The organism is Natronolimnobius sp. AArcel1 (assembly GCF_011043775.1).
In the GTDB taxonomy this organism is placed as follows: domain Archaea; phylum Halobacteriota; class Halobacteria; order Halobacteriales; family Natrialbaceae; genus Natronolimnobius.
On record NZ_JAAKXY010000003.1, the window covers coordinates 428,504 to 442,379 of the forward strand.

At 60.4% G+C, this 13,876-nt stretch carries 10 protein-coding genes; 7 read left to right on the forward strand and 3 right to left on the reverse strand.

What is annotated here, in order from left to right; all coding sequences use genetic code 11:
- Positions 1-39: 39 nt before the first annotated feature.
- Positions 40-2,325: an amino acid permease gene (locus G6M89_RS10350; RefSeq protein WP_165161711.1), complete on the reverse strand. Its 2,286-nt coding sequence runs from the start codon at positions 2,323-2,325 to the stop codon at positions 40-42.
- Positions 2,326-2,704: 379 nt separating this feature from the next.
- Between G6M89_RS10350 and G6M89_RS10355 the strand changes: the two genes are divergently transcribed.
- The 5 genes from G6M89_RS10355 to hcp all read left to right on the forward strand — a co-directional run bounded on the left by G6M89_RS10355 (position 2,705) and on the right by hcp (position 9,163).
- Positions 2,705-3,154 (forward strand): universal stress protein, encoded by a 450-nt coding sequence (locus tag G6M89_RS10355; RefSeq protein WP_165161712.1) that lies wholly within the window; start codon positions 2,705-2,707, stop codon positions 3,152-3,154.
- Positions 3,155-3,687: 533 nt separating this feature from the next.
- Positions 3,688-6,033, forward strand: coding sequence for an amino acid permease (locus G6M89_RS10360; RefSeq protein WP_165161713.1), 2,346 nt, complete (start codon positions 3,688-3,690; stop codon positions 6,031-6,033).
- 69 nt (positions 6,034-6,102) lie between these two features.
- A complete protein-coding gene (locus tag G6M89_RS10365) occupies positions 6,103-6,999 on the forward strand; it encodes an NOP5/NOP56 family protein (RefSeq protein ID WP_165161714.1) in 897 nt (298 codons plus the stop codon).
- Entirely contained in the window at positions 6,992-7,642 is a 651-nt protein-coding gene (locus G6M89_RS10370) for a fibrillarin-like rRNA/tRNA 2'-O-methyltransferase (protein WP_165161715.1), read from the forward strand. The genes G6M89_RS10365 and G6M89_RS10370 overlap by 8 nt, the downstream gene beginning before the upstream one ends.
- Before the next feature lie 177 nt (positions 7,643-7,819).
- Positions 7,820-9,163, forward strand: a complete 1,344-nt coding sequence (gene hcp / locus G6M89_RS10375; RefSeq protein WP_165161716.1) for a hydroxylamine reductase — start codon at positions 7,820-7,822, stop codon at positions 9,161-9,163.
- Positions 9,164-9,223: 60 nt separating this feature from the next.
- Here hcp and G6M89_RS10380 read toward each other — a convergent pair whose 3' ends face one another.
- Positions 9,224-9,742 (reverse strand): hypothetical protein, encoded by a 519-nt coding sequence (locus G6M89_RS10380; RefSeq protein ID WP_165161717.1) that lies wholly within the window; start codon positions 9,740-9,742, stop codon positions 9,224-9,226.
- A gap of 117 nt (positions 9,743-9,859) precedes the next feature.
- Here G6M89_RS10380 and G6M89_RS10385 point away from each other — a divergent pair, with 117 nt between their 5' ends.
- Complete coding sequence (locus G6M89_RS10385; protein ID WP_165161718.1) at positions 9,860-10,948, forward strand: glutamate--cysteine ligase; 1,089 nt, start codon at positions 9,860-9,862, stop codon at positions 10,946-10,948.
- Between the two features lie 150 nt (positions 10,949-11,098).
- On the opposite strand, the gene G6M89_RS10390 is transcribed toward G6M89_RS10385, so the two are convergent.
- Positions 11,099-11,692, reverse strand: a complete 594-nt coding sequence (locus G6M89_RS10390; RefSeq protein ID WP_165161719.1) for a DoxX family protein — start codon at positions 11,690-11,692, stop codon at positions 11,099-11,101.
- Positions 11,693-11,931: 239 nt separating this feature from the next.
- Here G6M89_RS10390 and gyrB point away from each other — a divergent pair, with 239 nt between their 5' ends.
- Positions 11,932-13,863 (forward strand): DNA topoisomerase (ATP-hydrolyzing) subunit B, encoded by a 1,932-nt coding sequence (gyrB, locus tag G6M89_RS10395; RefSeq protein WP_165161720.1) that lies wholly within the window; start codon positions 11,932-11,934, stop codon positions 13,861-13,863.
- Positions 13,864-13,876 lie beyond the last annotated feature (13 nt).

The window sequence follows — 13,876 nt, forward strand, 5'->3', positions numbered from 1 at the left end:
GGTTGCCACCTTGTAAGTCTACAATATTTGTCCATCAACTTACCCCTCTAAACGCGCGACGACGGCCTGTCGGAGCGTCCGCGGCGAACGGTGTTCGCCACGAGCCATCAACACTGTCCCGTCGCTCGCATCAACGATTCGTTCTGGAATCGTTCCGTACAGCGCCTGTGCAACGGGGCTGGTCCCCGTCGCCCCGACACAGACCGTATCGTAGGATGCAGCCTCGCTAATCAGTCGCTCGCGGACATCTTCACCATCGCCAGCGATGATTACGCGCGGCTCGTAGTCTCCAGCCTCAAGTCCCGCGTTGTCTGCGACGGCCTCAATTGCTTGCTCGCCGATAGCCGCTGGATCGATCCCGTCGTCGTCCGGCGGGGCCTGAACGTTCAACAGCGTAAGCGTACTCTCGGGGAACGCCCGAGACAGTTCTCGAGCGCGTCGTGCAGAGAGTGGCGCGTTCGGTCCGCTGCCGGCGAGCGTGACGATGTCCCCCGGCGATTCCGTTGGTTGTTTGACCAACGTCACGTCGCAGGGAGCCCGCTCGAGCAGCGGATCAATCGTCGACCCAAAGAGCACGTCGCGACGGCGACGTTCGCCGGCCCACCCGAGCAACGCGTGATCGGCATCCTCCTCTTCGAGAACGGACAGCAGCGTGTCGCCGGCGTCCCGACCGACGATAGCGCGAGTCCGCACACCGACATCAAGATCCGTGGCCACGTCGCGGGCGTTCTCCAACAACGTCTGCTGATTGTCGACGCGTTCCTCCTCGAGTTCGATCTGGGCAGGTGAGGTCTGGGGCGGCACCTCGAGGACGTTGACGGCGACGATTTCGCCGGGTCGATTCTGGCTCGCAGCGCTCGCCGCGGCGTACCTGATCAGCGTTCGTTCGGTTTCGGGATTCGAAACGGGAACGACGACACGGTAGACGTTGTTCTCGGGGATGTCGGATTCAATGGGCGCAACGGCCTCGCCGATGAGCGTCGTTGAGATAGCTCTGTCCTTCGCGTAGAACTGGTACCAGCCCGCGCCGACGAGAACGACGCCGGCGCCGATTACCTGGACCGTCAGCGTCATCTGGGTCATGACCGCCAGGCAGGCGATAAAGCCGAGGATCGGCACGATTGGGTAGAGGACAGACGGGATCCGAAAGTCGGGTTCGTACTCGTCGGGATCCGCACGCCGTAGAACGACAACGGCGACATGGACGAGTGCGTACGTAATGAGGAACATGAAACTCGCCACATCAGCGAGCGTGTCGATCGGCAGCGGACTCGCGATGAGCACGAGGATGACGACGCCTGTCGTGAGGATCGCCCGATACGGCGTCCGATACCGCTCGTGGATCTGATTGAGCCAGTTCGCCAGGATCTTGTCCCGACCCATCGCGAAGTTGACCCGGGCCGCCGAGAGGATGGACGCGTTCGCTGACGAGATTGTCGCCAGAATCGCGCCGGTGATCATAACGACCGAGCCGACGGTAGCGAACTCGACAGTGTAGTTGGCGACCGTCAGCGATCCAAACGCGCTCGCTGCCGTCGCGGCGACGTCGGCAACCGGGACGTCCGAGGCGGCCAGCTCTGGTACTGGAAGGGTTCCAGTACTTACGAGCATGACGAGCACGTAGAGGATCGTCGGCGTAACGACCGCGGCGATCATCGACAGCGGGAGGTTGCGACCGGGATTTTTGATCTCCTCGGCGCTGGTCGCGATCACTTCGAAGCCGATGAACGTGACGAAGACGGTGCCGGCAGTCGCAGCAACGACGGGCCATCCTTCACCCTCGCGGACGAACGGATCGAGCAGACTGGTGTCGATGTTCAGAAGCCCGATGAGGATGAACGCGAGAATGAGCCCGACGAGGACGATCACGATAACGTTCTGGAGCGATCCCGTCTCCTTGACTCCGCGGTAGTTGATGGCGACAAGCAGCGACGCCATCACCAGTCCAGCGAGCACGACCGCGAGCGCGTCCGAAGGCTGGTCCAGCAGGTATTGGCCGAATCCGAGCATGTAGAACGCCGTTGCGAACATCAGGCCAGCCCACATACCCCAGCCGACGATCGTTCCGAAGAAACTGCCCAGTGCGTGGTTGATGTAATAATAACTGCCGCCGGCTCGAGGCATTCCTGTCGCCAGCTCCGACAACGAGAGCGCCGCAAGCAGGGCAACGACGCCGCCGATCATGAACGAAACCATACTCGCCGGGCCGGCGCTCTCGGCGACGATACCCGGAAGCACAAAGATTCCCGCCCCGATCATCGTTCCCAGCCCGAGCGTGTACGCCTCGAGAAAACCAAGGTCTCGAGCGAGTTCCTGATCAGACACGTTCACTCACCCCAGGACAAGGGATCGAACAGAACCGTAAATAACACGATTCTAATTTCGATTTCGAAAGAGCGTTCATATACTCTCTTACTGACCTAGGCTCTAATTTAAATCTGTTGACTCTCATGTGAGAGAGTCGAATCGTTCGTACGCTTGCTCTAACTGGCGCTCCTCCACTGGCTGCTATCGATCTTTCCATAGGGTTTCAAAATTCATCTCAACTATATTTTTTGATTTCGAAATTTGCAAACCTATTTATTGCATTATCCCATATACTATCATATGGACTATAATAACTTCGGCAAGGAGCATCGAATCGAACAATCCGTACTACCTCGAGCACCGAACCGTTCGCAAACGGAGCAGACTGGGTGATTGGATGCCCGCTTCGCTGCTCCACCGAGTGATCGTCCCAGTCGCAAACGAAGACGACGCCCGCGCTACCTGCGGCGCGATCTGTTCGCACTTTGACGACGACGCGACAACGCTCTACGTCGTCCACATCATTGAGAAGGGCAGCGGTGCACCCGACAAGGCACCGCTCGAGGCGCGGCAAGAGCAGGCCCAGCAAATCTTCGCAATCGCCGAAGACACATTCGAAGAAACTGAGTACGACCTGGTGACTGACCTTCGCTACGCGACGAACATCACTGACGAAATCATCGCCGCCGTCGAGGAACGGGATGCGACGGCGATCACGTTCATCCCGCGGCCAAGCGGGACCTTCACGCGGCTCTTGACCGGAAACAAGACGAAGAAACTCGTCTCAACGAACAGCGTTCCGGTCATCGTGCTCCCGCGACCGACCGACCAGTCTAATACGACTTAACATTAAACACCTAGAAAGCGTTATCGAGGTCTTCTTCCTCGACAACCCCGAGAGATTGGTCCTTCCGTGAATGGTGTACTCAACGGATTGGGATCGCCCCGGAAGCCGTTCTCCACGTCACGATAGCAGCCACGGATCTCTTGCCCTCTCGCTGTTTGCTGTTCCGATAGGCCACGAGACACTCGAGGTAGAACCACCGAGTGTGGTGGTGAGTTGGTGATCAATCTCGGCCCAGCATCTGAAATCCGGGAGGATGACATCTTTATCATCTCGGGAAGCGGCGATGCGACTAAACGGTTCCTCGAATTCGTTCACTAACACCGACAGGAACCAATCCTATCTCCTACACCAGACATTCGAATTGAAACCTGTCGTGGAGAAGAATACTCTCTCGAGCGATAAACAAACCAGTTAAGGGGGAGGTCCCGTTTCGGTTTGATATACAGACCGAACCGTGAGTCAATCGTCTACCATATTAGTATGAAAGGGACACAAGTGTCAGTAATAGGTCAGCAGACGGGATGGAGAACAGTATGAGCGACGAAGACCTCGCCAAAGACCTTGGATTGGTTTCGGCGCTCGCGATTGGTATCGGGACGATGATCGGGGCGGGTATTTTCGTCTTGCCCGGTATCGCTGCCCAAGAGGCCGGACCAGTCGTCGTCATTTCGTTCATTATCGGCGGCATGATCGCCATGATCAACGCCTTCTCGGTGAGCGAACTCGGGACGGCAATGCCGAAAGCCGGCGGCGCGTACTACTACATCAATCGAGCGCTCGGACCACTATTTGGTTCGATTTCCGGAATGGGCGACTGGATCGGACTCGCGTTCGCCTCGGCGTTCTACTGCATCGGATTCGGTGGCTACCTCGCCGACATGCTAGACGGCGTCGTGGTCTCGGTTCCTGGGATCGGCGAACTCGCATTGCTCCCAACGATTGCACTCGGTCCGTTCGCACTCACCGAAATCCAGATTGGCGCCATCATCGCAGGCACCGTGTTCGTCGGCGTCAACTACATCGGCGCGAAAGAGACCGGCGGAATCCAAACCGCGATTGTGACTATCCTGCTCGGCCTGCTCACGATCTTCGCCATCGTTGGCTTCTTCTCGTTCGACTGGGCCACCGTTGCCGCCGAGGACGGCTACGCACCTGAAGGCGTCGGCGAGATTCTCCCCGGCGCGGCCCTCGTGTTCGTCTCCTATCTGGGCTATGCAAAAATCGCAACAATCGGCGAGGAACTCAAAAACCCCGGCCGCAACCTCCCAATCGCCATCATCGGCAGCGTCGCTATCGTGATGGCCATCTACGCGATTCTCGTCACCATCCTGCTCGGCCTGATTCCCCACGAGGACTTCTTCCTCGATACCGTCGAAGACGCGCCGATGTCCTACGCTGCGGAGATCGTCTTCGACTACCAGCTCCCGATCTTTGGGTTCGAACTCCCACTGCTTGGCGTTGGGGTTACCTCGATCACGCTCGCCGCGCTTCTTGCGACCGCCTCGAGTGCGAACGCCTCGATTCTGGCATCAGCCCGGATCAACTTCGCGATGGGCCGGGACAAGATCGTCACGGATTCGCTCAACGAGATTCACCCGAAATTCGCGACGCCGTACCGCTCGATTGCGGTCACCGGTGCCATGATCATCGTCTTCATCATCGGCCTCGGCGAAACCGTCGAAATTCTCTCGAGTGCGGCGAGCGTGTTACATCTGGTCGTCTACGCGCTGATCAACGCCTCGCTGATCGTCTTCCGGGAGACGAATCCGCCGGAGTACGACCCTGATTTCGAGGTGCCGTTCTATCCGTATCTGCCGATTGCGGGATTCATCCTCTCGCTTGCGCTGATCTACTTCATGGACAACACCCCGACGCTCATCGCCGGCGCGTTCGTCGTCTTTGCAGTCATCTGGTACTTCGCGTACGCACGCTCCGAAACCGAACTGTCGGGAATCCTCGGCACCTACATTCTGGATCGCTCGGAAGAGATGCCGGATGTTGCCGTATCGGCGGCAAGCGCCGTCAAACCCGAGGGGAACGACGAGTACACGGTCGTCGTTCCCGTTTCGAACCCGCGAACTGAGTCAACGCTGCTCTCGCTTGCAAGCGTCCTCGCGAAAGCCAACGACGGCCGCGTACAGGCAGTCCACATCGTGGAAGTCCCCGACCAGACGCCGCTACAGGAAGGCTCTGAACACATCCAGCGCATCGACGCCGAGTCCCAGAAACTGATGTCGCAAGTCCAAGAGAGCACGGAAACGATGGACGTACCGGTCGACATTCGAACGGTCGTCTCACACCGCTCCGTCGAGGAAGTGTTCGACGTTGCACGCCGTGAGAACGCAGACACCGTTGTCATGGGCTGGGGACCAGGCCGTTCGTGGTCCGCCGGCCGCGTCGAAGGTGCGTTCGACGAACTCGCACACGACCTGCCGTGTGACTTCCTCGTGTTCAACGACCGCGGCCTCGAGACCGAGCGCGTGCTGGTTCCGACTGCGGGCGGTCCCGACTCCGATCTGAGCGCCGAACTGGCGCGCCACCTGCGCGATCAGGTCGGCTCCGAGATTACGCTCTTGCACGTCGTCGACACCGACGCCGATGGCGAGGCAGGGCGAGCGTTCCTCGAGGAATGGGCTGACGAGCACGACCTCGAGGATGCGTCGATCCGGATCGACACCTCCGGCGACGTAGAGGATGCAATCGCCGCCGCCGCCGAGGAGCACACACTGCTCGTTATCGGTGCGACCGAACGCGGACTGCTCTCGCGGCTGTTCCGCGGCACGCTCGCCTACGACGTGGTCAACGAGGTCGATAGTTCGGTGATTATGGCCGAGCGCCCGACCTCGCGGTCCCTCTGGGAGCGCCTGTTCGGTCGCTGACCCACCCATCGACACGACCGCTTCTCCGTTCGGGAACGCATATACCAGCCGGGTGACTACACCCGAGGTATGACCAAGCAGACGCCCGCCGATGCGGGCTGGTTCGCAGCGATTGATGGCGATCCCTCGAGCGACAGTGCCCGAGATGCCGCCGCGATGGCGGTCCGAGATGGCTCGAGTCCGAGCCCCGAGAACTGGCCCGCACACGCCCTCGAGTCGGGTGTTGCAGCCGACGAGGACGAGTACTACGAGCAGTTGAAAGCGGCGACAACGGCAGCAACGCGCGCTACTGTTCGCGAGCGCGAAGGGGCGGACGACCGCCAGATCGTCCACGCGGTCCGAACGATGGACGACTGCGAGCGCACCGCGAACGAACTCGCCGAGCGCCTCGCCGAGTGGGGCGGCAGCGTCGACAGCGAGGCCGGAACGGGTATCGAGTACGCCCGGGAACTGGCCGCTCGAGACGACGTTCCGCCCGAACAGGCGCGACTCGTCTCGCTGGCCGAGCGCATCGTTGCTCTCGCAGACGAAGCCGACGACGTTCGCGAGTACGTCGAACAACAGATGCCAAGCGTCGCGCCGAATCTCACCGCGCTCGCGGATCCCGTACTTGGCGCGCGACTCCTCTCGCTGGCCGGCGGCCTCGAAGAACTCGCGAAGAAGCCAAGCGGGACGGTGCAGGTGCTTGGCGCGGAAGACGCACTGTTCGCGCATCTTCGAGGGCACGCACCCTCGCCGAAACACGGGATTATCTACATGCACGACGCCGTTCGGGGCACTCACCCCGAAAACCGTGGCTCGGCGGCGCGAGCGGTCGCGGGCAAACTCACCATCGCCGCCCGCGTCGACCACTACTCAGGCGAGTTGAAGCCCGAAATCGAGGGCGAACTCATCGACCGAATCGAGACGATTCAGGCCCGAACAGTAGGTGAAAGCGGTGCCGAGGGAGGTGAGTCCGATGAGTGAGCCTGTACTTCCCGAGGGTGTCGAACGCCGCGATATCGACGGCAGGGAACGACTCGCAACCCGCGGGGAACCAGTGTATGGCGAGCCGACCGATGGCGAGTGGCGCGCCTGGAATCCGAACCGCTCCAAACTCGGCGCGATGCTCGAGTTGGGGATGGACACCGGACTCGAGGGTGGCGACGAAGAGACAGTCCTCTACCTCGGTGCGGCCAGCGGCACGACAGTGAGCCACGTCGCGGACTTCGCCGGCCCGACGTACGCCGTCGAGTTCGCTGCCCGGCCCGCACGGGACTTGCTCGAGGCGGCTGACTCACGCCCACGGCTCTTCCCGCTGCTCAAAGACGCCCGGAAACCCGAGAGCTACGCGCACGTCGTCGAATCCGACGTCGACGTCCTCATCCAGGACGTCGCGACCCGCGGACAGGCACGCGTCGCCCTCGAGAACAAGCAGTTCCTGGCCGAGGATGGCCGACTCCTGCTCGCCGTCAAAGCCCGCAGCGAGGACGTCACGCGTGATCCGAGCGAGATTTTCGCCGAAGTACGGGACGAACTTGAGAGCGCGGATGGCTACGGAATCCTCGAGTCGGAACGCCTCGGGGCCTACCATGCGGACCACCTGGGGATCGTCGCGCGACCGCGATAGGGTGAGAAAGAGGGCGTCTCGAGAGCCAAAATCACGGCCGTACTGCATATTATGGCCTATGTGAACACCGGTCATGACACGGTGGTATAAATACTCGTGGGCGAACGTCTTCCCGGGTGCTACTGCGTCGTGGGAATCGCTGACTCCCTTGATTTATAACCGGGTCAGCGTTCGAGTATGGACTGCAATCAGTGCGAACAAACCCCCGACGGCGGCTGTACGACCGTTGGTGTCTGTGGCAAGGAACCAGACCTCAACGGAATGCAGGAACTCGTTATCTACGGACTGAAAGGCATCTCGGCGTATGCAACCCACGCCCGCGATATGGGCTATCGCGACCCCGGCGTCGACGGCTACGTCCACGAGGCGCTGTACTCGACGCTGACGAACGTCAACTTCAGCATGGACGACCACGTTGACCTCGCGCTGCGGGCCGGCGACGCCGCCGTCGACGTAATGGAACTGTTAGACGAGGCTCACACGCAGGAACTCGGCACACCTGCGCCGGTCGAGGTGCCACAGAACAACGTCTCTGGGAAATCCATTCTCGTCACTGGTCACGACCTCTACGGGCTGAAACAACTGCTCGAGCAGATCGAACAGCGAGACGACCCCGAGGAAATCAACGTCTACACGCACTCCGAAATGCTGCCTGCCCACGGCTACCCCGAACTCGCCGACTACGACAGCCTGAAGGGCAACGTCGGCGGTGCTTGGCACGACCAGCGAATACTCTTTGCGGACTTCCCCGGCGCAATCGTCGGCACGACCAACTGCGTCCAGCCACCTCGAGAGGAGTACCGCGACCGCTTTTTCACCACCGGGCTCACCGGCCTCGAGGGCGTCGACGCCCTCGAGGGCTACGACTTCGAACCAGTCATCGAGAAAGCCATCTCGCTCCCATCGGCCGACTGGGACCAAGAGGGCACGGTGACGACTGGCTTCCACCACGAACCCGTCCTCGATCAACTCGACGACATCGTCGACGCCGTCGAATCGGGCAAACTGCGTCACTTCTTCGTCGTCGCGGGCTGTGACGGCCCAACGCCCGGCCGGGACTACTACCGCGAACTGGTTCGGATGATCCCCGAAGACTGCGTCGTCATGACGACCTCGTGTGGTAAGTTCCGATTTAACGACCTCGAGATGGGGACCGTCCCCGGCACAGAGATTCCGCGCTATATCGACCTCGGGCAGTGTAACAACTCGATTTCGACGGTGAAGATCGCACTCGAACTCGCCGATGCCTTCGACTGCGAAGTCAACGACCTGCCGCTGAACGTCGTGCTCTCGTGGTTCGAACAGAAAGCTATCGCCGTCCTGCTCGGCCTGCTCAGCCTCGGCGTCGAAGACATCCGCCTCGGCCCAACAGTCCCCGAGTTCCTCACCCCCGAAATCGTGTCCATGCTCACCGCCGAGTTCGGCCTGCAGCCAATCGGCGAGCCCGAAGCCGACCTGCGCGAGATGCTCGGTACGTTCCAGCCGGCTGCCTCGAGTGCGCCGGAGCCGGCCGACGACTGATCGGAGTTGCTGTCCGTACCTGGGCACTGGTGAATTCGCCGGTTCAACAACACGCTACGCTCAATCGCGAACGCGACGGTACACTGACTCGCCGACTCGAGGAAACGCGAGTGCCGCGACGGCGCTGATGAGGGCAGCGAAAACGAGCACAAGTGGTTCGATTCCGAGCGCCGCTGCGAGCGACGTACTCCCGAAGACGGCCAGTGCGATGGCCGAATTGAAATAGACGATTCTGACGAGGACGAGCACTGGTGTGATTGAAACCCAGCCGAGCGTGTCGGTTGCGAACGGTTTGATCCAGCCGCCACGGATCAGCGTGCCGACGAGAATCAGCGTCGCCCAGGTGACGATTGCAGCGCCGACCGGCCCGAAGCCGCTCGGATCGGGATTCAGCAAGACGACCAGCAACATCGGCAGGGCCGGCATCGAGATATCACCGAAGATCGACGAGCAGTCGTGGAGAAATCGTCCGAATCCGCTCTTTTCGGTGCGAGAGAGTTTCCCGTAGCCGTACCAGGTGCGTCTGGTCGTACTGGTGGCTGGCCCCGTCTGCCGGCCGGGAGCGCGATCTCTCGACATCTGTCTGATAGTCTACTCGAGAGCGGCGGATAAGTCCGTGGGTGCACGTTCCGAGCGTGCACTCTCACGCTGCCGACTCCAAACCGTATTTACTCCCGGCGACGAAAGCCCGTACTGATGGAACGCGGGTCTCGAGAATCGTTTACGCGCATGGGGACGCTGGGCATCGAAGAGGAGTGTTTTATCGTCGACGAGCGCGGCCGCCCCACGAGCGGCACCGACGAACTCGTCTACGAACACGACCCACCCGAAATCCTCGAGGGCAAACTCGATCACGAACTGTTTAAATTCGTCATCGAGACCCAGACACCTCTGATCGAAGACCCACAGAACGCCCGCGACGCACTGCTCGAGATCCGACAGGCGTTGCTCACACACGCCCACGACCACGGCTACGATATCGCGGCCGCCGGCTTGCACCCACTTGCGAAGTGGCGCGAACTCGAGCACGCCGAAAAACCACGCTACCGGGCACAACTCGACCGGATTCAGTACCCACAGCACCGGAACACGACCGCGGGCGTCCACGTCCACGTCGGCGTTGATGACGCCGATAAGGCGGTCTGGATCGCCAACGAACTGCGGTGGTACGTCCCGATCATGCTCGCGCTGTCGGCCAACTCACCGTACTGGAACGGGTTCGACACTGGTCTCGAGTCCGCCCGCGCGAAGATTTTCGAGGCCTTACCGAACACTGGCATGCCGACCTATTTCGAGGATTTCGACGCGTTCGACCGGTTCGAACGTCGCATGCTCGAGACAGAGTCGATCAACGACCGGGGCGAACTCTGGTACGACGTGCGCCCGCATACGGCCCACGGCACAGTCGAACTGCGCACGCCTGATGGACAGGCAGACCCCGACATTGTGATGGCGTTCGTCGAGTACGCCCACGCACTGGTTGAGGCGCTCGCCGAGGACTACGAAGACGGCGCGTCGGGCTATGCTCAGACCCACCGCAGAGAACTGCTCGACGAACACAAGTGGCGAGCCATCCGCTACGGCCACGACGCAGCCCTGCTCGACCGCGAGATGGAGGGCACACTCGAGTTGGGCGAACTCGTCGACCGAGAGTGTGAGCGCCTCGGTATCGACGGCATCAAAGACGTCTACGAACGCGACAGCGGGGCCGAGAAACAGCGACGGCTACTCGAGGAAGAGGGCCCGGACGCCCTCTGTGAGTCGCTGTTGCTCGAGGGCGAGTAAGTCGGTGGCAGGACAGAATGCGTGTATGGCGCAGTGATGATGTGACGTCCTGCCGCATCTATCCGTAGTGGTGGCTTATCCATAGCAGTGACGCCAAACCACATTGGGATGTCCGAATTCGACTGTCTCTCACGAAAGCGTGACCAGCACTTACCCTAACAGGTAGCGCAGCCACGGGTTCTGCTGAACGATATCGGACTGCTCGAGCGTTGCATCGATGCCAAGGATTCGACCGGCACCCCAGGCAGCGAGTCCGAACAGCAACAGCATGTAGACAAACGAGCTGTCAATGAAGAAGCCGTTGTCGACCGGGAAGCCGTCCATGAGGCCGCCCTGCCAGGCAGCAGTCCAGAAAAACAGCATCTGAACGGCACCCATCAGCGCGGCAAATCGGAAGAAGAGTCCGAACAGGAGCGCCAGCCCAATCAAGATCTGTCCGAAGATCACCATTGGATCAACGATGGTTGCAAACTCGCCGAACCAGGTGAACAGCCCGGCAAGCGGGTTTGCATCGGCGACTGCGTTGTTCAGGAAGCCGGCTGACGACCACGCCAGTGGGTCGCCCCAGCCGCCTTCGGCCCACTTCTCGAGGCCGGCTTGCAGGAAGACCCAGGCCATGACGAGTCGAAGTCCAAAGATGGAGTACGCCAGCCAGGTTTCGGAGTAGTTGAACGAGACGTTGCTGCCGAGGAGGTTCGCATCGAGCGTGCGTTCTGCCGGTTGTCGACCACTTCCAGTTGCCATTGAAATTCGCCTCTAGTCAAGCGCACTCGCCACCATCCCCTAAAGCGGGCGAGAATTGTGAAGTGACTGGACTATCCACAACAGTTACGTATGTGTAGTCGAACGGAACAGGCCTTCCCAGTCTGTTGTTACCCTTGCAACCGCTACGATGAGTTCTATCTGGCGCTGGCGGTTCGCGCGCTCGCGCGTACACGCGAACCTTTATAGGTGGGTAGCGACTACCCGGATACAGGTTTTGTATGTCCCAGGATAGCGAGTACGGCGCCGGACAAATCCAGGTCCTGGAAGGCCTGGAAGCCGTTCGGAAACGGCCGGCGATGTACATCGGTTCTACCGATTCTCGAGGACTCCACCATCTCGTCTACGAAGTGGTGGACAACTCGATTGACGAGGCACTGGCTGGCTACTGCGACGAAATCACCGTCACAATCCACGAGGACGAGTCGGTGAGCGTCACAGACGATGGCCGTGGGATTCCCGTCGACACCCACGAAGAGTACGACCGCCCGGCGCTCGAGGTGATCCTGACGGTCCTCCACGCTGGTGGGAAATTCGACAACAAGTCCTACCAGGTTTCCGGCGGCCTCCACGGCGTCGGCGTGAGTGTTGTCAACGCGCTCTCGGAACGACTTGAGACACAAGTCAAACGCAACGGGGCGATCTACAATCACGCCTTCGAGGCGGGCGAACCCGTTGGCGATATGGAACAAGTTGGATCGCTAGATGCCGACGAAGGTACCGGCACCGAGATTCGTTTCTGGCCCGACGACGGAATCTTCGAGGCCGACGAGTTCTCGTTCTCGACGCTGTCGAACCGGCTTCGCGAACTTGCCTTCCTCAACTCTGGCGTTCGGATCACACTTTGTGACGAACGCGAGACGACCGACGAGGGCGAGTTCGTCTCGGAGACCTACGAGTACAACGGCGGCATCCGCGAGTTCGTCGAGTATTTAAACGAGACGCGCTCGGCGATGCACGACGACATCATCTACTTCGAAGGCGAAGACCAGAACATCCAGGTCGAGGTCGCACTGCAGGCCACCGAGGAACTGCAGGGCTCGATTCACGCCTTCGCAAACAACATCAACACACGCGAGGGTGGGACCCACCTCACCGGCTTTAAAACCGCCCTCACACGGACTATCAACGATTACGCCGGCGAGAACGACTTGCTCTCTGACCTCGAGGATAACCTCAAAGGCGAGGACATCCGCGAGGGGCTCACTGCGGTCATCTCGATCAAACATCCGGACCCGCAGTTTGAGGGGCAGACGAAGACGAAACTCGGCAACTCGGAAGTTCGTGGCATCGTCGAGAGTACGATGCACGAGGGACTTGGGACGTACTTCGAGGAACACCCAGACACCGCCCAGGCCATCGTTATGAAGGCCGTCGAGGCGGCAAAGGCCCGCATGGCTGCCCAGAAAGCAGAGGAACTGACACGCCGAAAGTCGGCACTCGATTCGACCTCCCTGCCGGGCAAACTTGCAGACTGTCAGACCAAAGATCCCGACGAAGCAGAGATTTTCATCGCAGAGGGTGACTCCGCCGGTGGCAGCGCCAAACAGGCCCGCAATCCGGAGTTCCAGGCCGTCCTCCCGATCAAAGGGAAGATTCTGAACGTCGAGAAACACCGACTGGATCGCATCCTCGAGAACGAGGAGATTCGCAACATGATCACCGCAATCGGTGCGGGGATCGGCGATGAGTTCGATGTCGAAGACGTCCGCTACAAGAAGATCGTGATGGCGACTGACGCCGACGTTGACGGGGCACATATCCGAACGCTCATGCTCACGTTCTTCTATCGGCATATGCGCCCACTGCTCGAGGGTGGCTACGTCTATGCGACTCAGCCGCCCCTGTACCGCATTCGCTACCGTGGGAAAACCTACGATGCGATGACTGACGCCGAACGCGACGAGATCGTCGAAGAGAAATGCGACGGCAATCCGACACAGGTCCAGCGATTCAAGGGACTTGGCGAGATGAACCCCGAACAGCTCTGGGAGACGACGATGAACCCGGACAACCGCATCCTCAAGCAGATCACAATCGAGGACGCGGCCGCGGCGGACAAGATGTTCTCCGTGCTGATGGGAGACGCCGTCGAGCCACGAAAACAGTTCATCAAAGAGAACGCACCCGAAGCAGAGTGGATTGACATATGAGTGAGGTGAGTAC

Excerpts from the sequence above, each read along its gene's own strand:
- G6M89_RS10355 (WP_165161712.1), top strand. The coding sequence starts at position 2,705 with ATGCCCGCTTCGCTGCTCCACCGAGTGATCGTCCCAGTCGCAAACGAA.
- G6M89_RS10360 (WP_165161713.1), top strand. The coding sequence starts at position 3,688 with ATGAGCGACGAAGACCTCGCCAAAGACCTTGGATTGGTTTCGGCGCTC.
- G6M89_RS10365 (WP_165161714.1), top strand. The coding sequence starts at position 6,103 with ATGACCAAGCAGACGCCCGCCGATGCGGGCTGGTTCGCAGCGATTGAT.
- G6M89_RS10370 (WP_165161715.1), top strand. The coding sequence starts at position 6,992 with ATGAGTGAGCCTGTACTTCCCGAGGGTGTCGAACGCCGCGATATCGAC.
- hcp (WP_165161716.1), top strand. The coding sequence starts at position 7,820 with ATGGACTGCAATCAGTGCGAACAAACCCCCGACGGCGGCTGTACGACC.
- G6M89_RS10380 (WP_165161717.1), bottom strand. The coding sequence starts at position 9,742 with ATGTCGAGAGATCGCGCTCCCGGCCGGCAGACGGGGCCAGCCACCAGT.
- G6M89_RS10385 (WP_165161718.1), top strand. The coding sequence starts at position 9,860 with ATGGAACGCGGGTCTCGAGAATCGTTTACGCGCATGGGGACGCTGGGC.
- G6M89_RS10390 (WP_165161719.1), bottom strand. The coding sequence starts at position 11,692 with ATGGCAACTGGAAGTGGTCGACAACCGGCAGAACGCACGCTCGATGCG.
- gyrB (WP_165161720.1), top strand. The coding sequence starts at position 11,932 with ATGTCCCAGGATAGCGAGTACGGCGCCGGACAAATCCAGGTCCTGGAA.